The sequence below is a fragment of the Curtobacterium poinsettiae genome (assembly GCF_025677645.1).
In the GTDB taxonomy this organism is placed as follows: domain Bacteria; phylum Actinomycetota; class Actinomycetes; order Actinomycetales; family Microbacteriaceae; genus Curtobacterium; species Curtobacterium poinsettiae_A.
Map to the genome: position 1 here is coordinate 80248 of NZ_CP106880.1, position 18588 is coordinate 98835.

Here is an 18588-nt window from a genome sequence, read left to right on the forward strand (position 1 = left end):
GACGCGCCCGCCGCTCCCACTGCGCCACATGACCGGGACGATCGAACTGGCCGGGTCGACGCAGTCGACGAGGTGCCGTTTGCGTGCGCAGAGTCGGCCAGCGCCGGGGACCGGACCAACAGCGGCAGCGACACTTCCCATTACAGACTGGAGAGGGCATCGAGTCAGCGCCGCCCTGGAGCGACCTTACCCGCGCTGCGGACGTCCCATCGGAACACCGGCAAGCGCCACCGCAACCCGGCCGGTGAGCTCGTCGACGAAGTCCTGGTCTTCGCTTTCCAGAACGTCGTCGGGAGCGTTAGTCGCCATAACGGGGATACCCGGCCCAAGCACCACGGTCGCATTCGCGGCTACGCCATCATCGTCAGAGGTGGGGATGTCAACGACGTCTCCCCCGCCGGTCTGGGCGAGGATCGCCGCGTAATGCAGCACCGCCGACGCCGCCGCATCGCTGACGAGGATCGTCGCCGACCCGTAGCCGATCTGTTTCATCACCCTCCAATACGGTGCCGGGTCGAGACCTATCTCGGTTCCGAGTTGAGACGGTCGCGATCCCGGGCTTCCCATCGAACCAAGGTGCGCGAGATTCGGATACCGCAGCAGCGCACAACGTCCGAGAAGCTGAGCCTCGTGCCCTGCCGCACCAACACCGCAACCGACGGTCTGGCTGCGATGCGCCTGGGTGGATAGCTCATCGACGCGAGCCCGAACGCGGGCGACGGTCGACTCCCGACCGGGCAGGTGGCAGAGCATCCGGAGAGCAGGACCATGAGGAGGATCAGGAAGCCAACATCTGGCCCAACGCCGGGGCTCTCAAAGAGTGCCAGTGTCGAGCACGAACAGGTCGTACCGACAGAGGCAGCCAGGTCCCGATTCTGGTTCCACCGACCTATCCGCAAGCCGCAGCGCATGCCGGCCCTGGACTTGGGGTTCGACCCATGCGATGTCACGATGTTTCGGTGACGGCGACGCCGCTCCCGGAGCGGCCGCCCACGTTCCGGAAGATGCGAGTGGTGGCGGTCAGTGAACACCGTGGTGCCGAACTCGAGGAAACGTACGGCCTCGCGGACGGTGTCGAAGGTTCCCTCGACCAATTCCAGTACGTCAGCGCCGGCGACGCGGACGTGTCAATGCGCGGGGCCGTCGTTGATGGCACCCGGACGGGTCGCATGCGGCCGCGTCCCGAACACATCGTCTTCTGGATTGCGGACGGCACCGCGACCATCACCACTGAAGCCGGCGACACCATCACCGCCATTCCGGGCCGGCCGATGTTCCTCTCAAGCAGCATCGTCTACGACTTCGCCGCCGACACCCGCAAGATATCGATGCTGCACCTGTCCGACCAGCTACTCCGCCGACGTCTCAGCAGCCGCGGCATCTACCTGCGCAGCCCGCTCCTCTTCGACGAACAACACACCGACCCCGACGCGCTGCGTCGGCTGCGAGAAACGCTCCACCAGAGCACACCCGAACTGATCAACGGTGCAGTCGAGGGCGACCCACGGGCGGCACTGAACACACGGATCGCGGACGCCGTCCTCGACACCTTCCGCGTGCGAGTCGCACCGAATGGCGCAACCACACCACTCGCCCGCGCCGTGGAACTGATCCACCGCGAAGCGCACACCGCCCTCTCGCTGCAAGATCTCGTAGCCGCCTCCGGCATGAGCATGCGCGGTCTACAAAGCGCCTTCGCCCGCACCTATCGGCTCACGCCGATGCAATATCTGCGGAACGTGCGTCTCGATGGCGCCCGAAGCGACCTCGAAGACGACGCCGCGACAACCGTCGCGGACATCGCCCGGAAATGGCAGTTTCACCACCTCGGCCGATTCGCACGAACCTACGCCGACCGCTTCGGCGAACCGCCAAGCCAAACACTCCGCCAACGACACCACTGACCCCGCGGCCGCCGCGAGTTGGGTCGGGACCACGGGCAAGCCGTGTCTGTATTCTGCCGTTGGATGATAGTGAAACGTCGAGCGCTCGTGCGGTAGGCGAGAAGGTGCTGACGCAAGCGATCGCTGCCCTGGTCAGCGGCAGTGTCCACGGCATCGAGCTCGCCGTAGGTCGAAACCGCTGCGTTGCGGATGGACTGGCCCACGTGCCTTCTGCAGCTCCGTCCGGCCCTACTGGTGACTCGTCCGTCAGGACGCTGGCTCGACTCCGAAAGCTGAAGGACTCCGGCGGATGGTGTGCAGCAGCCCACGAACCTTCCACGTCCCGGCACCGACCTCGATCGAGTACTCCCCCGGGGCCTTGATGCGGCCAGCGATCGTCTGGTAGTTCCGCTGCGTCACGCCTTCGCGAAGGATGAGTTTCCCGCAGTCAGCGGAGGTCACGATGACCCGCGGATTCGGGCCGCCGACGCCGCGGTAGTGGTCCCCTCTACCGACGTGACGTGGCAGCGAAGCGTCAGTCGGTGATCGAGGTCGTACGAACTCAGGACGGTCGGAGCGACGAAGATGACCACGACGAGGAAGACGAGAACACCCATCGCGCCGACGAAGCGGACGACACCGCGAACCTACCTACGGTCCGCAGCCGTCATCGGTGCGTTCCGCAAGCGATCGGCTCGATGGCGGCTCACGAACGTCCTCTCGTCGGGTGGCCCATCCATACTGGCCGACCGACGGCGTCACGGACTGCCCCCTCGCCCCAGAGGTGCAGCCAGCTGCCACATCGGACGACGTCGGCACTCGGACTCCTGGCCACATTGGACCCTCCGAGCGCGGTATCAGCGATCAAGAGCTCGGGACCTCGGGACCTCGGGGCTCGGGGCTCGGGGCTCGGGGCTCGGGGCTCGGACGACTTCACGAAGATCCGCGGGAGAACGCGACCACCCCCGAAGGTCTCCTCCCGAGGTCGTCTCGGCCAAGCCATCCCCTACGCGTGCTACGCCGCTCCCCACGCTAAACAGCCAGTCACCCTCGAGGTGGCCGACTCTTCTCGATCGCGCCAATACGGCGCTCTTATGTCAGCATGCCAAAGCCAGTCTGTCTGTTTTCGGTTAGGCCGCCCCTACCGTTCCGCGCCATCCTTCCACACCGGCAATCGTTGAGCCGTCGATATCTAGCTCCACGGGTAAAACCGTCTCCGGAGGAGCGTAGACAGTCACCGTGACACCCGTCCCCCAGAACTCCCGCGACATTCCAGAACCCCATAGCCCACGAGAAGACGTCTCGGCTGGGATCGGTAGCGCATCAAAAAGGGGCGTAGTTGCAGAGAATCCATAGTTAGAGCCTGGTTCAGTCAGCGGCCTTACCGTCAGGCTAACTTCGGTGAGGGCCAGTCCTAGCCACGTCACGTCAAATCGAACGGAATCCTCATTTTGTGTGACAGCAACGGTCACGATGGGGTCTGGCGCGAGACTCGGCCGTGAACTAAGCAACTCACCAAGTCGATCCCCAGTGGTCCCTTCAACGGGCTGCACTCGAGCCAAAATGCCACGCCCTCGGCCGTCGAATCGTCTCCCATACTCAGCCATCAGCGCGGACCGGAAGTCCTCACTCGTGTCGTAGAAACGCTGCCGAGGCCAATGGGGATCGAGGATTGACATCGTGCGCGCCGAGTCCCCACCCAACCAATCGCGGATCATCGCATTGATATGCACATCGCTGAAGGAGTAGCCCGCCACAGCGAGATGCGTGGCACGGAGCAACGCTGATCGTGCAGCGAAATTGAGAACAAGTGTTGGCCCGTCGGTTGCCAGCTTCTCCCGATCACCAACCACAATCCAGGGCAGGTCGCGGCGCTGATGCCCCCACGTCTCTGGAGATGCCTCGGGCGGGACAACACGAATCCCGCGTGGTGAGAGCTGCGAGTGAGGTGCATCTGGGGAAACCGATGGTTGCCAGTCCAACGATCCGTGAAGCTTCATGAGATTCAATTGGCCGTCGACTGGCAGGAACTGGAGATACTCGCCTGGGCGCCACCCCTCGACGCCGCGATTAACAGAGATGTTTTCGTTTGCGGCAGCTGTTTCTACAGTAAGGTCATAGTTCAGGGTGATCACATCGACCCCCCCAACCTGCTCCCGCGCTAGCTGAAGGAGTGGAGCGAAGTAGGAGACGTCTCCGTGGGCACCGAGCAGTTCAACTAGAGATGCGAGGATAAATTCCTCGGCCCGCTCGAAGGGCTCCTTAAGATCGGGGCGAAGTGCCGCCCGAGCAATTCTAGCGACAGCCTCGGTGATGTTTCGGTCTTCGAATCCAATTCGCGAACTCAAGGCCTTCCCGACCGAGTCTAAGATGGCTTTACCCGATTGAGTCGGGAGATTAGATGAACCAAAGTTGCTGAGCGCCGCCGACCAACTCGCAACAAACGGTGCCACTTCGTGATTCTCGCGATCACGGAGCAACCGAACCGCAGATATTAAGGTTTCAATATTAACGGCGGACCGCGGATTCTCTCCGCGTGCACCCTGATACCCCACCATGCCTGCGTAGACCGCATTAATCGCACGAACCCAGTCCGGTCTTCCTCGCGAAGGACCATGTCCAGCCTCATTCGCCTTGTCAACGATCGCGCCCGCAAGTTCCGAGGTGAGGGGAAGTCCGGCGTCTTTCGAGGCACCCGCCCCCAGCAGCACCGCAGTACGTTCGGTGTTGTCGGCACTACCTAGTCGGCTGTCGATGTTCTCCTCCATGAGTGGGACCCCGTTCTTGCGTCAGCGACACGGCTGCGACCACCGCGACCTCATCTTGCCTCAGTGCTTCCACCCTCCGCGGCACGAACCCTGCGGGTCATCTTCACCTGGCAGATGGCGGAGGAGCTCGCTGCCGGCCATATGCGGGCGATGGGATTTACCGACGCTCGACGAACGACTGCCGGAGCAGACGGCGGAATCGACATCATCATCGCGACAGACGCGGTCGCGCAGGTGAAGCACCTGGCGGTGCCGGTCGGGTCGCCGGACGTACAGCGTCTTCGGGGTGCGGCGCACGGGATCGGGCATGCGGTGTTCTACGCCAGCGGCGGCTACAGCGCGCAGGCGGTGGCGGCTGCGGACCGGTCCGGCGTTGCACTGTTCACGTTCGCTACTACCGGCGAGGCAAACGGCGCCAACGCGCATGCCGAGCGGCTCGAGCACGGGGCCGATCCCGAGAGGGCACGTGCGCTAATGGAAGCCGGGGAGGTGGCAATGCAAGAGGCCAAAGCCGCGCTCGATGGAGCGAACACGTTGGCGAACTCGGTCGGGAACCAGTTACGTGAGGCTGCAACACCCGCCGATCTGGTGATCCGGTGGCTGACCGAGTTCGTCGCCCGCTCCCGTCGGCTGCTCGACGTGTTCACACGCGAGACCACGCAGTGGGCGACTGCGATCGAACGCGACGAGACGCTCGCTGACTTCGCCACGTTCGCGGAGGCAATGCAGCTACTGCGGGAGTCGGCGGAGCGGAACCTGGAGGTGGGACGGGCTGACCTCAAACGGGCGCGCCGCGGGGCCGGCACCGTTGAGCACTGACTGGCACGAGTACGCGCTATGGGCGTTGTGGCGTGAAGAGGTCGGAGATGCCGGCGACGACGCATCCGAGGTGCGCGCGTTGTCCGTCTTGCTCGAAGAAGTCCGGTGTGCCGATCGGGACAGGCCGGTCGCAGACGATGCAGTGGTCGAGGTTCGCCATGCGTTCAGCGTGACCGGCGGCGGGCTCCCGGCGCCAGCCCTCGTCAGGGTGACGGGCCGGCGTCGTCTACCCTGCGGGAGCCGGGCAGGACTGGGCACCCGGCAAGTAGCGCTCGATTGCCTAGCGGCCAAACGTTCTGCTCACGACTGGACGATTTCAGAGTCCAACTCGCGTCCGGGTGGTCGCGCCGCGCCTCGGTGCCGATGCGGCGGCGGAGCGTCGATCGCTGACGTGCCCGCTCACCGACTGCGAACCACCACGTTCCCCGACGCTCGCCACGACCTAGCCCAAGACTGGTCGTGCTACAGTAATACAGATACGTCATCCTGGCGTACGCAAATACGGAGGGGTCATGCCCACAACAACAGTCCGTTTGGATGACGAGACTAGGGACGCTCTGCAGCGTCAAGCCGACGAGGCAGGAGTCACTGTTAGCGACTTCATCCGCGCCCTCATCCGTGAAGCTGTCATGGACCTCGGGAATCGAGTGACCCGGGATGGCTACACGCCTGAGACGCTGTCGCCGAAGGATCGGCACATCTTGTCCCTCCTGCACCGCATCCTCGGTCGCGTACTCCCCAAGGACACGGAGACTGACTCCGACGGCGACGAGGAGTACCAGCTCGAGCGCGCGCGGGTGCTCGAAGAGGGGTTCACGCTCGAGTACGAAACCGAGTACGCGGGAATCTCCGCCGAACTGAGCGCTCGTGATTCGCTCCGCGTCATGGACATCTTCGAACTCTTCCGGATGACCGGTGACAGCATCAAGATCCTCCGCCAGCAAGGAATCACGGTGCCGGAGGACCTCGAGGAGGACTTGTCCTTCCGGGGCTTCGACTTCAACGACCAGCTCGAAAGCAAGATGGCGGCGTACGCGAGGTTCATGATCAATGACGACCGGTGGGAGGAACAGGCCGACTTCATCAAGGGACGAACCGGCGGGAACTCTCACAAGAAGATGCTGGACACCTACATGAGGATGCTGAGCGAGTACCGCCGCGTGCGCTCCCGTCGACGCCCGACCTTCGGACGCGACTACCCCCTCACCCTCGAAGAACTCGAGGCGATCGCCGCGGAGCGGGTGCACCCCGACAACCGCTGAGAGGTTGGGACAGCACTGTCCTCAAGCCCCCGGACATCGTCAAGGAAGGGGGCGATGAGCGGGCCCGGCATCCCGTCAAGGGCGGCGTCGATGTCATTGATCGTCAGTCACGCGTGCCGGGGCAGGCACTCACCGGATGGCACCGGGTAGGCCCGGAAGTCGACCTTCTCCTGCTCGCCACGGGCGAACGCGTCCAGGCACCCGCCGATTCAGCGCGATGCCGTCGAGCTGACGAACTGCGCCCTGATCCAACGTGCTCACCCGCACGTACCCGACCCACTGACCCGACACGTCGCCTCCGACCCCTACTTGTCTAGTTGAAGTCCAAGGCCCTCCCCAGGAAGTGTCAGAAAATTCGAGATCGGGCCGCGGTCAGACACCCCTTGACGTCATGTCTGACGTCCAGTTGGGGTGTACCCCAATTGGGCGTCTAGGACTGGACGAACCTCTCCCGCATGCGTCAGCCCCGCCCGGTATGAGGGCAGCTTCTACAACGGCCGACGACGACGTGTCGCCTGCGCAGTGGCGTTCCGAGGCTGATCGCGAAGCGCAATTGAGCCTGCACCCCACAGCACGACACCACCGCCTACGACCGAGATTCCGATGAACAGGCCTCGCGCAGCATCATGCTTGGGCTCATCCCTCGTCGGGCACTCGCGATGAGATCGCTGCTCTCCGAGGTGTTGGACGTTCACGCACGGAAGCTGTACCGATTCGGTGTGGTTGTGGGCGGCGTTCGCTCCGAAGATGAGGGCTACGACCCCGAAGACAACGAGAAGGACACTCGTCCTGAAGGAGGACGCTCGAATGCGTGCACTCGAGCTTTCCTGCGTCTCCCTGGTAGCGGCACGACGCAGCGCCGCACGCTGGTTGAAGATGCCCCTTAAGTTCGTGTTCACCCCTCGGTCATAGTTCGTGAGCAGCGCCTGGGCGTGGGCTTGGCTGTAACGGTCGACGCCGTATCGCTTCCGACCTTCAACCGATGCGAACGCCTGCTTGAACTGCTCAAACTCCGCGTCCTCCACTACTTCAGCCTAGGCCTCGATCCCCGTTGCCCCGGGGCGCGGACCAAACAGATGAACCGCGGCGGATCGTGATCAGAATCGCGCGACTTAGCGTGAACGGCCACAGATCCCGGTGTCTCAACAGACGTCGACCATGGACGATCCGGCACGAACCGAGCCCGCCCCGGGCTTGAACAGGCGATCGCCGCATGCTGGGCCGGAGACACGCTCGTGGTCACCAAGCTCGACCGGCTCGCCCGCTCCGCCGTCGACGCCAGCACGATCGCGGCCGAGCTCGCAGCAAAGGACGTCCGCCTCAGCTTCAACGGATCCGTGTACGACCCTCTCGACCCGATGGGGCGCATGATCTTCGGCATGCTGTCGGTCTTCGCTGAGTTCGAAGCGAACCTGGTCAGCGCCAGAACCCGAGAGGGCATGGCCACTGCTCGAGCGAAGGGTCGACTGAGGGGTGGCAAGCCCAAGCTCTCCCCCAAGCGCGAAGCGCTCCTGGTGTCGATGCATCGGTCAGGTGACTACACGACCGGCGAGCTCGCGGAGCTGTTCGACGTCGCCCGGGCCACGGTCTACCGGGCGTTGAAGCGCGGGTCGGACGCCACCTCAGCGGACCTTGCACTCCCCCGCACTGAGCGCTGAGGGCAGCTAGTCACTGATAGCATCTGCTATCACACGGTAGCGGATGCTGTCAGAGGGGGCACCAATGGTGAGGATCGTGGGTCCGAGTGGGGACGAAGCGGAGGCCAACGAGCGCCTGAACTGGCAGATGCTGATACTGCGGTCAGTGGTCGCTCACGATGATCGGGTGAGTGTCCCCGAGATCGCCCGGCCGGGATCGGAGCTCTTGGCCGACGACGAAGCGACAGCTCCGTTTCACACGTCCCATCTGGTGCCCTATGCCCTCAACGTCTCCAGCGACGCATTGAGAACGGCGCTCGTCGTCCTGGCTGACGGCGAGGACATTCGAGTCCCCATCATCGGCCTCTACCCGCTCCTCCGAACCGTCATCGAGGGCTCCGGTCTTGCGACGTGGCTGGTTGCTCCCGACGAGCGTCTTGTGCGGGTGAAACGCACGCGTGAGGCTCGGCTCTCGGACCTTTCGCACGATGACAGGGCGGTTGTGGTCGCGTCGACGCCCGAGCTGACAGACGACGCCGCCGAGAGGTCCGCCAAGCAGAAGATGCGACGCGAGAACTCGAGGCAAGTCCGTTCCGAGAAACGTCGACTGCTCGACCATGCTGCTCGTCTCGGCGTGGAGATCGACGAACGAGGCATGCCCGGGTTTGGACCGATCATGGAAGCAATCGCGCCGGTCATCGGCATGAGCGTCGGCGAAGTCCGTGGTGCGTGGCACTTCGTGTCCGGCCTCACGCATCCGTCGCTATCACGTGCTATCAGCATGGCGAGCCTCGAGGTGAAGGACAACAACGGAGGCGGCATTCTCACCGCGACGATGTCGGCCGACCTAGCAACTGTGAGTCTCGCGCTCGACGCGGCGCTGCTGGGATTCAAGACTGCTCTCGACGTGGTCGCGGCCCGAGGCGGGCTGGCAGATCTCGCCTGGACCGGCAGCGATCTTCCCCCCGCCCCGAGGTTTCAACGGGTCTGGAACGACCGTTGAGTGGTGGTGCCCCCGGATTGGGCCAGGGGCACCGAGCCGGCGGGCACGTAGGGCGCCGACTTCCAGACACGATACCCGTGCTCCCTTCCCACATAGATAGCCCCTGCTATCAAATGATAGCAGGAGCTATTACGTGCATGTGTGAGCTAGCAGCAACTAGCAAAGGCTAGCGCGTGCTACTCCATGCCGTTCTTCTCGATGTGCTCCATGCCGATCTCCATCGCTCGCAGCATGATCGCGTGATTCGGGTACCTGGTCGCCTTGTTGTAGTCGGCGATGCGGTCTCGGAGTGCTTCGTGCCCGCGCCAGCGCACGAGGGCCGTCAACGGCGCATCGCCCGCACTCTGCGGCCGTGCCTTCACCGGGGCGGTCGCCTGGGATGTCGCGGGCGTCTCGGGAGGCAGGGCGTCGGCCGCGGCCCCGAACGCGGCGATCGCGTCGGGGTCCGCCTCGGTCTTCTTGTTCCGTGCGATAGGCATCAGCCGTACACCTCCGCCGTGAGCTCCTGAATCTCAGCCCGCGCCTGCTTCGCCTTCGATACAGGGAGCTCCATCACTCCAAGGCCAGGAGCGGCGGCGTCGCGGTAGGCCTTGCGCGAGTACAGAACGGTTTCGAGGGGCTTGACCTGGGGGTACTCCACGATGAACTCGGAGACGTCTTCTGTTTCCGTCTCGTTATGATTGGTGGGTGCCTGGCTCAGCAGGCTACGGACCTCCAGGTCCGGGTTGAAGTCGCGGGCCGTCGAGATCACCTCGTCGAACTCCTCGAGCGTCTCGACGTCGAACTGACTGGCGCGGAGGACGACGATCATGAGATCCGCGGCGGTCATCGCTGTTCGCATCTCCTGGTTGTCATCGCCGGCGACGTCAACGATCACGTGGTCGTAGAGCTTGTCGAGATCACGCAGGGCGGCGTGCACGTTGCCGCGCTTCTCGACGAGCGTCATCGCGGGTTCAACGCCGGCGTCCACTCGACGTGCGTGCCACTTGGCCAGCGATCGCTGCTTGTCGGCGTCGACGAGGATCACGCTCTTGCCCTGATGGGCGAGCGCCGCCCCGATGTTGGTGGCGACCGTGCTCTTGCCCGGGCCTCCCTTGGTTCCTCCTACGAGGGTGATCATCGCAACCCCTTTCGTGTGCCGTTGCTATCACGCACTATCAGTCGCTAGCCCAATCCAGCAGGCAATAGTGCCTGTTAGCAGGCTAGCACATGCAAGCAGGTGATATCACTAGCAGCTGCTATTAGTTGCTAGCAGATGCTATGCAGCCGAATCGAGGTCCCGAAGCTGCTGCACGGGTCCGGGTCCGGGCCCGAAGAGTGACATGGCCTCTGAGGCTCTTCCCGGTGCCGGTACGGGGACCTGTGGGCTCGCGGGGGAGAGGCCAGCGTCGGTGGGGTCGTGGAGGATTTGCTCATGGATCCAGCTGAGGTTCGGGAACGGCAGGAGCGAGCGCTGATCGCGTTCGTGCTGCGCGCGCGACGCGTGCGGGCGCATTCGCTCGCTGAGGATCTCGACGCGCTGGCGAAGCTGCAGAACCCGAGCTTCACGGTGACGGTCAACGCCGAGACGCGAGAGACGACAGTGCGGTCGGAGTATCCGCCGGAAGAGCAGGTCGAGAGTGCGGCTGCACGGATCCGGCCGTTGTTGCTCAACGAGGAAGATGCGCACTGCATCAAGACGATGAACGCGCTGCTGTACTTCGCTCGCGAGACCGGCGCCGACGCCGACGCGATCGCGGCGCTGAAGAAGCTGCGCGAGGACTGGAAGGTCGTCGCGTCGCAGAAGGTCAGCCGCTCAGCGTACGAGGTGCGGGTGAAGCAAGGGGAGGCGCCGGAGGAAGCGCTGGCGGACCACGAGCTTGCATATGCGTGGATCTACGGCGACGTTGTGCACGCCGACACCGACAAGCGTCAAGGTGCGCACTCGTTTGGTGTCGAGGAACGCTTCCATGCCGCTGTTCCGCTCGTGGCGCGCGTCATGGTGTTGACGATCCGGACACTGAACACGCTCGAATGGCTGCACGGCAGACGGATCTTGCCGTTCTTGCATGACGCCTTCGCGGAGGACGTCGTGGTCACCCGTCGGGTCGTCGTTCGCGAGGGCCCGGTGTTCGTCGCCCCCTTCGTGGACGGAGCGCTTCCGGTGCTGCCGGCACTGGGCGCAGAGGCTGGCAGCGGTTGGGTTGAGTTCGCGGACGAATTCCTCCCGGACCAGCAGTAGTGCGCCGATAGCGCAGTCGTCCGCGGATCTTGTCGGGCTGGCCTAAGCGGCAGATCGGCCGTTGGCGAGTGGGCTGACGCGTGGAAGACGTCCGGTGGCGCTGATGAGCTGGCGGGCAGCACGGAAGTCGGCGCGGCCGTCGGTGGTGCGCGGGTGTTTGCCGTGTCGGTTGGTGCCGTCGTCGTAGAGCGTGATGGCGTCGGGGGAGGGGCGTCGGCCCGGGCGTTGACGGCCGGGGGAGGCCATCCAGGCGAGTTCGCCTTGCCACCAAGCCCAGGCCTCACGCTCGACGGCGTAGCGGTGTTGTCGCGCATGGAGAGTGCCGGCGGCGCCAATGCGCTGCGCGACGCGGTCTCGTTCGCCGAGCGGCGCAGCGGTCCAACCGTTGTGCGTCCAGCGGGTCAGACCGTGGCGGTGGAGCGTCCGCAGCGTCCGTGTGTCGTCGAGCGTGGGGGAGGTCAGGATCCGCGCATAGACGTTCCCAGTGTGTAGGCCCAGCCCGGTGCCCGCGGTGAAAGTGTCGTGGGTGCGTGTCTGCTGTCGGTCGGTGAGCTCGGACAGAAGGTGGGTGCGGTGGGCGGCCCCGGCCCCTCCGGGGCGCGGGTCCGCTTGTGACCGACCCCGGTCGGTATCCCTGTGGAGAGCGTTCTGTGGGTCGATCGTCCAGTGCGCAGCTCGGGTGCCTTCGTGGGCGGCGGTGTTGGCGATCCACCCGTCCGCAGCGAGGCGGAGGAGCGCCGTACGCGCGGTCTCACGCCCGATGCCACACAGAAGGGCCAGTCGGCGGATGTCGGCCTCCACGGAGACGCTGACGGCTTGCAGGGCAAGGAGGCTGAGCGCGTCGAGGACCCGTCGGTCCGCAGGGCCGCCTCCGGAGCTCCAGCGTCCGGGAGAGGCCTCGGCGCGCTGTTGCAGGGAGTCGACGAGGTCCGCGATCGCGCCGGCTCGGCCATCGAAGGTCGGATCATCGCCGGCGCCGCGAGGGTTCGCTGCGACGTAGCGGACGGCCTTGTCCCACTGACGAGCGAGGACCCGGAGAGGGGACTGCTCGCCGGTGGTCGGCCGCGGAGCGCGGCGGCTGCCGGCACGAACGGTGCGGACGTGCTCGAGGCCGGGCTCGTCGCGGCGTGCCAGGACGTCCGCGTACCGCCACCGTGCGGCTGCAGCGCCGACGAGGACCCGCCACAGGGAGGCGGACGCGTCGCCGGCGGCCGCGTCGTCCTGCAGCGCGGCCGCGCTGCGTGCTGCGAGCGGCCGTCGTGTGCCGGGCAGGTAGAGGCGCCCGTGGTGGTCCAGCGGCAGAGGGCGTCCAGCGTCGAGTGCGGCGTCGGGCGCGGTGGCCGCCGCGAGCTCGCCGGCGGCGATCGCGAGGGCACGCACCTGGTGCGCCCGGGCGCTTGGCGTCGTGAGCGCGGCGAGCGTGCCCATGATCGGGGTGGAGCGCCCTCCATCGCGGTGCGGGCTCAGCGGTGGGCGGAGGCAACCAGTTGCAGGGTTCGACAGGGGAGCCTTGTCGAGGCTCTTGCAGACCCGCGCGAGGTCGCGGGCGATCGTAGCGACGGTGTCAGCGCTGACACCGTCGATGAGGGCGACCCAGATGTGGCGGCCGCCGGAGGGGCCGGACTGGCAGACCAGGTGTGGCATGCCGGCGTCGTCGAGGAGCCGGCGGATGGTGTCGGTGTCGGTTTTGACGACCTTGAGTCCGACGTGTTTGGTGTCGAGGTCGAAGCCGAGGTAGCGGTAGCGGTGCTCGTCGTCGGCGAGGTTCATCGCCCACGGCCGCGCCGGGACGTCGCTGGTGACGGCGGCCCCACGGCCGGCGTAGGAGTTCACGACGGCGCCGTACGCGTCGACAGCAGCCACGCGCACACGGCGCCGAGGAGACAGGACGCGCGTGAGCGCCCAGGCGGACGAAGTGTCCGCTGCGGACACGCGGGCAGGTGAGTATGTACCGGGCGCAGCAACGTGCGTTACGATGGCGACACCTCCTCCTCTCGGGGTGGTGGTACGACGAAGGCTCCCGGGTAACCGGGCTTCTTCTCTCGGAACTCACAACCTGACCCGTTTGGCGACTAGACAGGCAGTGAGATACATGACTTGGGGCTTGGCCCCGGACCCCCGCCTCGGCGGGGGTTCTGTCGTTTAAGCGGCTGGGTGGGCGGCCTCCAGAGATTGGTCGAAGACCGGCAGCGCGCCGAACTCGGCCTCGTACTGAGCACGAAGCCGCTCCAGGTAGAGGGACACGCTGAGGTTGCCGGAGGCGCGGGCAGCGTCCGTGAACGCCTTCCCGGTGTCCGGATGCAACCGGATATCGGGCCGTGCGGGTTCGACGCCGCGCGGGAGACGGTTCCGCTTCACACCTGCGTTAGATCCGGGCATGGTCACGAGTCTGGTGTTAACACCGTGGTTACCCCGGGAAGCTGCTTCGGCGTGTCCGATCGTGGCACTCACTGGAACCACCCGGCGACGATTTGCACCCAACGGTGCCGGAACGCGCGAGTCAGAGTCGTCTCGCCGCGGCAGAACCGCACGAAGTAGTTCCGTCCGATGGGGGTCTTGGAGATCAGGAAGTGGAAGCCGCCCGGGAACCGGGTGAACATGCGCAGCAGCTTCTCGCCGGCGTTGATCTCGGGCACGAGCTCCGCGTGTACCTGCGCCTCGTAGCGGTCGAGGGCAGCAGCGTCACCGCCGGCGAACGCGGCCGCGGCGATACCTGCCCATTCACCGGAGCGGAGGGCGAAGGAGATCCCTTCACGTGTCCACGGCTCAAGGAGCCCCGCCGTCTCGCCGGCGAGCACGACGGTGCCGCGGCGCAGCGGGGAGTTATGGGCGCGCCACTGAGTGAGGTGTCCGCTGCTGCGGTCCTGGTCAGTGGGATGCAGGTCGAGTCGTTTGATCCAGTCGTTCAAGTAGCCCCGCGTCTGGTCCCCGTAGCCCTTTCGCTCGATGACGCCAACGGTGAGGGTCTTCTCCTTGGGGAACACCCACGCGTACGTGCCTGGGCGAGGGCCCCAGTCCAGCAGGACGCCGGTCGCGGCGTCCTCTGGTCGGCGGGGGACTTCGACCTCGAGGCCGAGGTCGGTCCGCTCGATGACAACACCGACATGCCGGCCGACGCGTCCGCCGGAGCCATCGGCGCCGATGACGACGCGTGCAAACAGTTCGTCGCCATCTGAGAGAGCGAGACGGGTTTGCCCGTCCTCGTCCGTGAGGGATCGGACGTTGGCGCCGTCGCGGAAATCGGCGCCGGCTTCCTTAGCCGCGTCGACGTTGGCCTGGTCGAATCGTTCCCGGTCGACCATCGCAACGAAGGGTGCCTGGGTGCGAACGCGGGTCACGCGACCCATGCGATGCGAGAAACCCACCTCGGGGACGTCCGCCTCGATCGTTGCGAGAGCATGGTCGTTCATCCGGTGCCGCGACTGACCAATGATGCCGCCACCGCACGTCTTGTACCGGGGGAACGTAGCCTTGTCGAGCAGCAGCACGCGGGCGCCGCCGAGAGCGGCGTAGCGTGCTGCCGTGGCCCCTGCAGGGCCGGCACCCACGACTACGACGTCCCACACCTGATTGGCGTCTGTGTCCTGCATGAGGCCAGAGCCTACCCGGGATCAGACGGGCTACGCTGGATGCGTAGCACTTCGGGAACCATCGGCGAGTCGGAAGGGGAGTCCCAACATGGCGGGAAGAGTCGATCAAGCCGCACTCAAGCTGCTCGATGACCGCGGGATCCCGGAATCGCTCTCGATGATGGATCTGCAGCGTCGTCTGCAGGACATCACTGGACGCGACCTCGAGTATTACGTGGCCTCGAACCTCGAAGGCAAAGAAATCCACGGGGTCTGGGGATCTGACCTTGAGCAGAACGTCGACATGGTCTACTGCCCGCCCGGCAATCCCACCGTGCAGTACTTCATCATCCAGCACGAGCACGGCCACATGATCGCCTCGCCGAATGGCGCCGGGAAGAACATCGGCGCCAACCCAGAGATCGTTGAGCTCCTTGGAACAGCCATCCCGCTCGGCCGACGTCTCGACTTCACGTTCCAGCACAGCGACTTCTCCGCAGAGGAGGAGCGCCTAGCGGAGATGGTTGGCGCCGAACTCGCGGTGCGTGTCCTGCGCTACGAGAAGGGCCGCGGGAAGGACTTCCAGTTCGGGCGGGTGTTCGAGCGATGACAGGTGGGCCCAGTTGGATCACCGTGACGGGCATCGCCACGGTGATATCAGTGTGGATCGCCGCTGCAGCGATGCTGTTCCCGAACGTCCGGGGCAAGAACTCGATGCTGCCAACCGGTGTCGTGTTCTGGGCCATCGGATGCAGTCTGCAAGCGCCGTGGCTCTACGTTGTCGTGGACAGGTTCCTCGGCGGGGAGAACCTGACGAACCTGCTGTATCGGTCCGCCGTGATCGTGGCCCTCGGCTGCCTCGAGGTGATGGTGATCCGGGCGATGAGCGGCAGCCGGATCCGCCTGGTCGAAGCTGGTGTGTGGGCCGTGACCTTCGTCATGATCGCCACGCAGTCCGCGCTGTTCATGGCAGCCGACTGGTCCGTGTCTGACCCGTACCTCGGCAGGTACACCGGGGAACCCCTGCGCGAACTCTTCGCCGCAATCCTGCCGATCTGTGTCGGCCTGTTCGGCATCCAGGTCCTCCGCGTCGCCTTCAAGGGGCTACCCGGCTACGGCGAGTGGACCACCCGTTGGGGTGTGAGCCTCATTGGCGTCGCCGCCGTGGTCGACCTGCTGTGGGTGAGCGAGAGCCTCGTCATCGGTGTGGTGCGCGCCACCGTGGCCCCGCACGCGCTCATGACGGGCAACGTTGAGCCGTTGTGGGAAATCGCGGTCGTGTCCATGTGTGTGGTGACGGCCGTTGGTGTCGTCGTGGCAGCCGCTCATCCAGTCCTCGTCCCCGCATGGCGACGGGTCCTGCTCATCGTGTCAATCCCAGTCAGCGACCGCGCCATGCTCACAAACCCCGAGTACAGCGTTCACACACGATCCGAACGCCACCAGGCCGCATTCAGGAGTCGCGGAGAGGTCGCGGAGCTGGCACTCTGGCAACGCTGGGCAGAGCTGGAGGACAACATCCGATTGCGGCAGTTCCAGCCACGCTGGTACGAGCGGCAGTTGATCCACCTGATGATGGGTGCCACAAGCGCGAGCTTCGCCGGCAGCATCGTTCCGCAACTACTCCTCCCGAATCCCGACACCGAACACAGACCAGGCCCGACCCGAATCGAGTCCACAGCATGAGTTACGACAAGCTCACCGACGAGCAGAAGGAGCAGCGGGCCGCCCTAGCCCGCAAGCTCGACCTGCTCTGCCGCACGATCATGGCGCCCGACGGTGCACCCGTCACGTACACGAAGATCCGCGACTACCTCGCGGACCGCTACATCAAGCTCAGCCGCTCCCGGTGGGAGTACATGCGCGCCGGGAACAAGTACCTCGTCGACGACAAGCTGCTCTTGTCCGCGATCGCGCAGTACTTCGAGGTCGACCCCGCCTACCTCATCGGGCCAGACAGCCAGTTGACGGAAACCATCGACGCCGCCCTCCGGTTCACACTTGCGGAGCGAACGAGCCCTGTGCAGCTGCACGCCGCCCGCACACTGGGCCAGGACGTGTCGACCGAGCACCTCAACCGGCTGACTGCACTCCTCGAGGAGATCGAAGCGGCACGTAAGCAGCCGTAGCCTCACTACGCATAATGCGTAGCAAAACACATACTGACTAGCGCAACGCATAGCGCGTAGTGCTACGCTGCCTTCAACGATGGTTTCTACCCCCGTTGGAGGCACACGATGGCGACTCCCGCCGCTGCAAGCTCGGACTGGTCCGATCCTTCGCTGACCTCCGGTGATGACAGCGTCCGCACATGCCCACAGTGCGGGGGCACGAAGCTCGGAACTCGGTACTGCACCGAGTGCGCCGCGGAGCTCGTCCCACCGGTCGCCGTGACGCACGCGTTCGGGCCGATGTGGGCAGTTAACGGCCACGTGCTCACCGTCGCAGCGGGGGAGGACGTGCGGCGACGCGTGCTCGACGCTGTCGCTCAGATGGTCGACGCAACCGCTCCCGTGCGCGTCGTCGTGACGGACGGGCAGCTGGTGACCAAGGTGGTCCTTCGACTCGACGGCAGCTCTGTCGCGCAGGGCGACGACGCAGCCACATGGGCAGGCCCCGGCAGGGTCGACCTGCCACCGGCGGTCGCCGCTCGGCGGACGTCGATCGTAGGCGTGCACCCCACCGCTGGCGCGACGACGTGGGCACAACTGCTCGCCCTTCCCGAGGCGGAGCTCGCGGACGAGCTCGCCGGCCCGGTCGTCCTGGTGTGCCGGTCGACACCCGCTGGTATCAACGCGACCAAGGCCGCGATCCACTCGCTTGGCACGGCCGCGGTCGACGCGGTCCTCGTCGTCGCTGATGCACCCGGCAAGCCGGTCCCGGCCGCGGCGCGCGAGCAGCGCGTGCTCGCCGGCGCTGTACCGGTCGTGCCGGTGCCGTGGCTTCCACGCCTCCGGGCGGTGGCAGAAATCTCCCCTGCGTTGGCCGGGCAGCTCGCCCGTCCCGTGCAACGGGTCACCAAGGCGCTCCTGGGGGCGCAGTCAAACAAGGAGAAGGCCGAATGATCAGCAACGCCATCTACGCCGTCGTCGCGAAGTCACCGCGTGCGTTCGACGCCACCAACCGCGCCGGCATGGTCGTCGCACAGGCGTACTGCCTGCCCGGGAAGGCGCAGGACGCCCTCGACACCGCCACTCTCTGGACCCGCATCGTCGCGATCTCGCTCGGCGTCATCGCGCTGATCATCCTCGGGATCGGCATGTTCTTCTCCGGTCGCCGCCACGATGGTGGCGAGACCTTGAAGGGTCTCGGCTGGTGGATCGGCGGCGCAGCCCTGATCGGTGCGGCCGTCGGGGTGGTGTCGATCTTCCTCGGGTCCGTGTCGGCGAACTGCAAGCAGATCCCCGGCGCCTAACCGACACCAAC

Annotated in this window: 19 protein-coding genes and 1 pseudogene; 12 read left to right on the forward strand and 8 right to left on the reverse strand. The window is 65.6% G+C overall.

Annotated features, from left to right (window positions below):
• Positions 1-186: 186 nt before the first annotated feature.
• The gene (locus OE229_RS17900; RefSeq protein ID WP_259581550.1) at positions 187-492 is read right to left on the reverse strand and encodes a hypothetical protein; all 306 of its coding nucleotides are present in this window, start codon (positions 490-492) and stop codon (positions 187-189) included.
• Between the two features lie 467 nt (positions 493-959).
• Between OE229_RS17900 and OE229_RS17905 the strand changes: the two genes are divergently transcribed.
• Positions 960-1904 carry a helix-turn-helix transcriptional regulator gene (locus OE229_RS17905; protein ID WP_259581547.1) on the forward strand — a complete coding sequence of 315 codons (945 nt, stop codon included), beginning with the start codon at positions 960-962 and terminating at the stop codon, positions 1902-1904.
• A gap of 1109 nt (positions 1905-3013) precedes the next feature.
• On the opposite strand, the gene OE229_RS17910 is transcribed toward OE229_RS17905, so the two are convergent.
• On the reverse strand, positions 3014-4651 hold the full coding sequence (locus tag OE229_RS17910) for an SIR2 family protein (protein WP_111045632.1): 1638 nt from the start codon (positions 4649-4651) through the stop codon (positions 3014-3016).
• Between the two features lie 114 nt (positions 4652-4765).
• On the opposite strand from OE229_RS17910, the gene OE229_RS17915 reads away from it, so the two are divergent.
• Positions 4766-5470: a restriction endonuclease gene (locus tag OE229_RS17915; RefSeq protein ID WP_262118660.1), complete on the forward strand. Its 705-nt coding sequence runs from the start codon at positions 4766-4768 to the stop codon at positions 5468-5470.
• Between the two features lie 16 nt (positions 5471-5486).
• On the opposite strand, the gene OE229_RS17920 is transcribed toward OE229_RS17915, so the two are convergent.
• Positions 5487-5630: a hypothetical protein gene (locus tag OE229_RS17920; RefSeq protein ID WP_259581542.1), complete on the reverse strand. Its 144-nt coding sequence runs from the start codon at positions 5628-5630 to the stop codon at positions 5487-5489.
• Between the two features lie 352 nt (positions 5631-5982).
• Between OE229_RS17920 and OE229_RS17925 the strand changes: the two genes are divergently transcribed.
• The 4 genes and pseudogenes from OE229_RS17925 (at position 5983) to OE229_RS17935 (ending at position 9372) form a co-directional block, all read left to right on the forward strand.
• Complete coding sequence (locus OE229_RS17925) at positions 5983-6732, forward strand: YfbU family protein (protein ID WP_259581539.1); 750 nt, start codon at positions 5983-5985, stop codon at positions 6730-6732.
• Positions 6733-7892: 1160 nt separating this feature from the next.
• Positions 7893-8186, forward strand: a pseudogene (locus OE229_RS18165) (recombinase family protein); the annotation flags it as partial.
• Positions 8172-8390 carry a helix-turn-helix domain-containing protein gene (locus tag OE229_RS18170; RefSeq protein ID WP_371830581.1) on the forward strand — a complete coding sequence of 73 codons (219 nt, stop codon included), beginning with the start codon at positions 8172-8174 and terminating at the stop codon, positions 8388-8390. The pseudogene OE229_RS18165 and the gene OE229_RS18170, both read left to right, overlap by 15 nt.
• Positions 8391-8454: 64 nt before the next feature.
• Positions 8455-9372: a hypothetical protein gene (locus OE229_RS17935; RefSeq protein WP_259581538.1), complete on the forward strand. Its 918-nt coding sequence runs from the start codon at positions 8455-8457 to the stop codon at positions 9370-9372.
• A 176-nt stretch (positions 9373-9548) separates the two neighbouring features.
• Here OE229_RS17935 and OE229_RS17940 read toward each other — a convergent pair whose 3' ends face one another.
• Together OE229_RS17940 and OE229_RS17945 are read right to left on the reverse strand one after the other, a co-directional pair.
• Positions 9549-9851: a hypothetical protein gene (locus tag OE229_RS17940; protein ID WP_259581536.1), complete on the reverse strand. Its 303-nt coding sequence runs from the start codon at positions 9849-9851 to the stop codon at positions 9549-9551.
• Positions 9851-10492, reverse strand: a complete 642-nt coding sequence (locus tag OE229_RS17945; RefSeq protein ID WP_259581533.1) for an AAA family ATPase — start codon at positions 10490-10492, stop codon at positions 9851-9853. Before OE229_RS17945 ends, OE229_RS17940 begins: the two co-directional genes overlap by 1 nt.
• 294 nt (positions 10493-10786) lie before the next feature.
• Between OE229_RS17945 and OE229_RS17950 the strand changes: the two genes are divergently transcribed.
• Positions 10787-11593 (forward strand): hypothetical protein, encoded by an 807-nt coding sequence (locus tag OE229_RS17950; protein WP_259581531.1) that lies wholly within the window; start codon positions 10787-10789, stop codon positions 11591-11593.
• A gap of 42 nt (positions 11594-11635) precedes the next feature.
• Here OE229_RS17950 and OE229_RS17955 read toward each other — a convergent pair whose 3' ends face one another.
• The 3 genes from OE229_RS17955 to OE229_RS17965 form a co-directional block, all read right to left on the reverse strand.
• Entirely contained in the window at positions 11636-13456 is a 1821-nt protein-coding gene (locus OE229_RS17955) for a bifunctional DNA primase/polymerase (RefSeq protein WP_259581528.1), read from the reverse strand.
• A 279-nt stretch (positions 13457-13735) separates the two neighbouring features.
• Positions 13736-13972, reverse strand: coding sequence for a hypothetical protein (locus OE229_RS17960; RefSeq protein WP_259581526.1), 237 nt, complete (start codon positions 13970-13972; stop codon positions 13736-13738).
• 68 nt (positions 13973-14040) lie between these two features.
• A complete protein-coding gene (locus OE229_RS17965) occupies positions 14041-15183 on the reverse strand; it encodes a geranylgeranyl reductase family protein (protein ID WP_214585450.1) in 1143 nt (380 codons plus the stop codon).
• An 88-nt stretch (positions 15184-15271) separates the two neighbouring features.
• On the opposite strand from OE229_RS17965, the gene OE229_RS17970 reads away from it, so the two are divergent.
• From OE229_RS17970 to OE229_RS17990, 5 genes are all read left to right on the forward strand, one after another.
• Positions 15272-15772: a hypothetical protein gene (locus OE229_RS17970; RefSeq protein WP_214585448.1), complete on the forward strand. Its 501-nt coding sequence runs from the start codon at positions 15272-15274 to the stop codon at positions 15770-15772.
• 23 nt (positions 15773-15795) lie between these two features.
• A complete protein-coding gene (locus tag OE229_RS17975) occupies positions 15796-16848 on the forward strand; it encodes a hypothetical protein (protein WP_214585446.1) in 1053 nt (350 codons plus the stop codon).
• A complete protein-coding gene (locus OE229_RS17980) occupies positions 16845-17291 on the forward strand; it encodes a hypothetical protein (protein ID WP_214585444.1) in 447 nt (148 codons plus the stop codon). The genes OE229_RS17975 and OE229_RS17980 overlap by 4 nt, the downstream gene beginning before the upstream one ends.
• Before the next feature lie 261 nt (positions 17292-17552).
• Positions 17553-18227 carry a hypothetical protein gene (locus OE229_RS17985; RefSeq protein ID WP_214585442.1) on the forward strand — a complete coding sequence of 225 codons (675 nt, stop codon included), beginning with the start codon at positions 17553-17555 and terminating at the stop codon, positions 18225-18227.
• Positions 18224-18577, forward strand: coding sequence for a hypothetical protein (locus tag OE229_RS17990; protein ID WP_259581521.1), 354 nt, complete (start codon positions 18224-18226; stop codon positions 18575-18577). The genes OE229_RS17985 and OE229_RS17990 overlap by 4 nt, the downstream gene beginning before the upstream one ends.
• Positions 18578-18588 lie beyond the last annotated feature (11 nt).

Coding starts and splice junctions, on each gene's coding strand:
- OE229_RS17980 (WP_214585444.1), top strand. CDS start 16,845: ATGAGTTACGACAAGCTCACCGACGAGCAGAAGGAGCAGCGGGCCGCC.
- OE229_RS17925 (WP_259581539.1), top strand. CDS start 5,983: ATGCCCACAACAACAGTCCGTTTGGATGACGAGACTAGGGACGCTCTG.
- OE229_RS17970 (WP_214585448.1), top strand. CDS start 15,272: ATGGCGGGAAGAGTCGATCAAGCCGCACTCAAGCTGCTCGATGACCGC.
- OE229_RS18170 (WP_371830581.1), top strand. CDS start 8,172: ATGGCCACTGCTCGAGCGAAGGGTCGACTGAGGGGTGGCAAGCCCAAG.
- OE229_RS17965 (WP_214585450.1), bottom strand. CDS start 15,183: ATGCAGGACACAGACGCCAATCAGGTGTGGGACGTCGTAGTCGTGGGT.
- OE229_RS17915 (WP_262118660.1), top strand. CDS start 4,766: ATGGCGGAGGAGCTCGCTGCCGGCCATATGCGGGCGATGGGATTTACC.
- OE229_RS17950 (WP_259581531.1), top strand. CDS start 10,787: ATGGATCCAGCTGAGGTTCGGGAACGGCAGGAGCGAGCGCTGATCGCG.
- OE229_RS17920 (WP_259581542.1), bottom strand. CDS start 5,630: ATGGCGAACCTCGACCACTGCATCGTCTGCGACCGGCCTGTCCCGATC.
- OE229_RS17940 (WP_259581536.1), bottom strand. CDS start 9,851: ATGCCTATCGCACGGAACAAGAAGACCGAGGCGGACCCCGACGCGATC.
- OE229_RS17935 (WP_259581538.1), top strand. CDS start 8,455: ATGGTGAGGATCGTGGGTCCGAGTGGGGACGAAGCGGAGGCCAACGAG.
- OE229_RS17900 (WP_259581550.1), bottom strand. CDS start 492: ATGAAACAGATCGGCTACGGGTCGGCGACGATCCTCGTCAGCGATGCG.
- OE229_RS17910 (WP_111045632.1), bottom strand. CDS start 4,651: ATGGAGGAGAACATCGACAGCCGACTAGGTAGTGCCGACAACACCGAA.
- OE229_RS17990 (WP_259581521.1), top strand. CDS start 18,224: ATGATCAGCAACGCCATCTACGCCGTCGTCGCGAAGTCACCGCGTGCG.
- OE229_RS17945 (WP_259581533.1), bottom strand. CDS start 10,492: ATGATCACCCTCGTAGGAGGAACCAAGGGAGGCCCGGGCAAGAGCACG.
- OE229_RS17960 (WP_259581526.1), bottom strand. CDS start 13,972: ATGCCCGGATCTAACGCAGGTGTGAAGCGGAACCGTCTCCCGCGCGGC.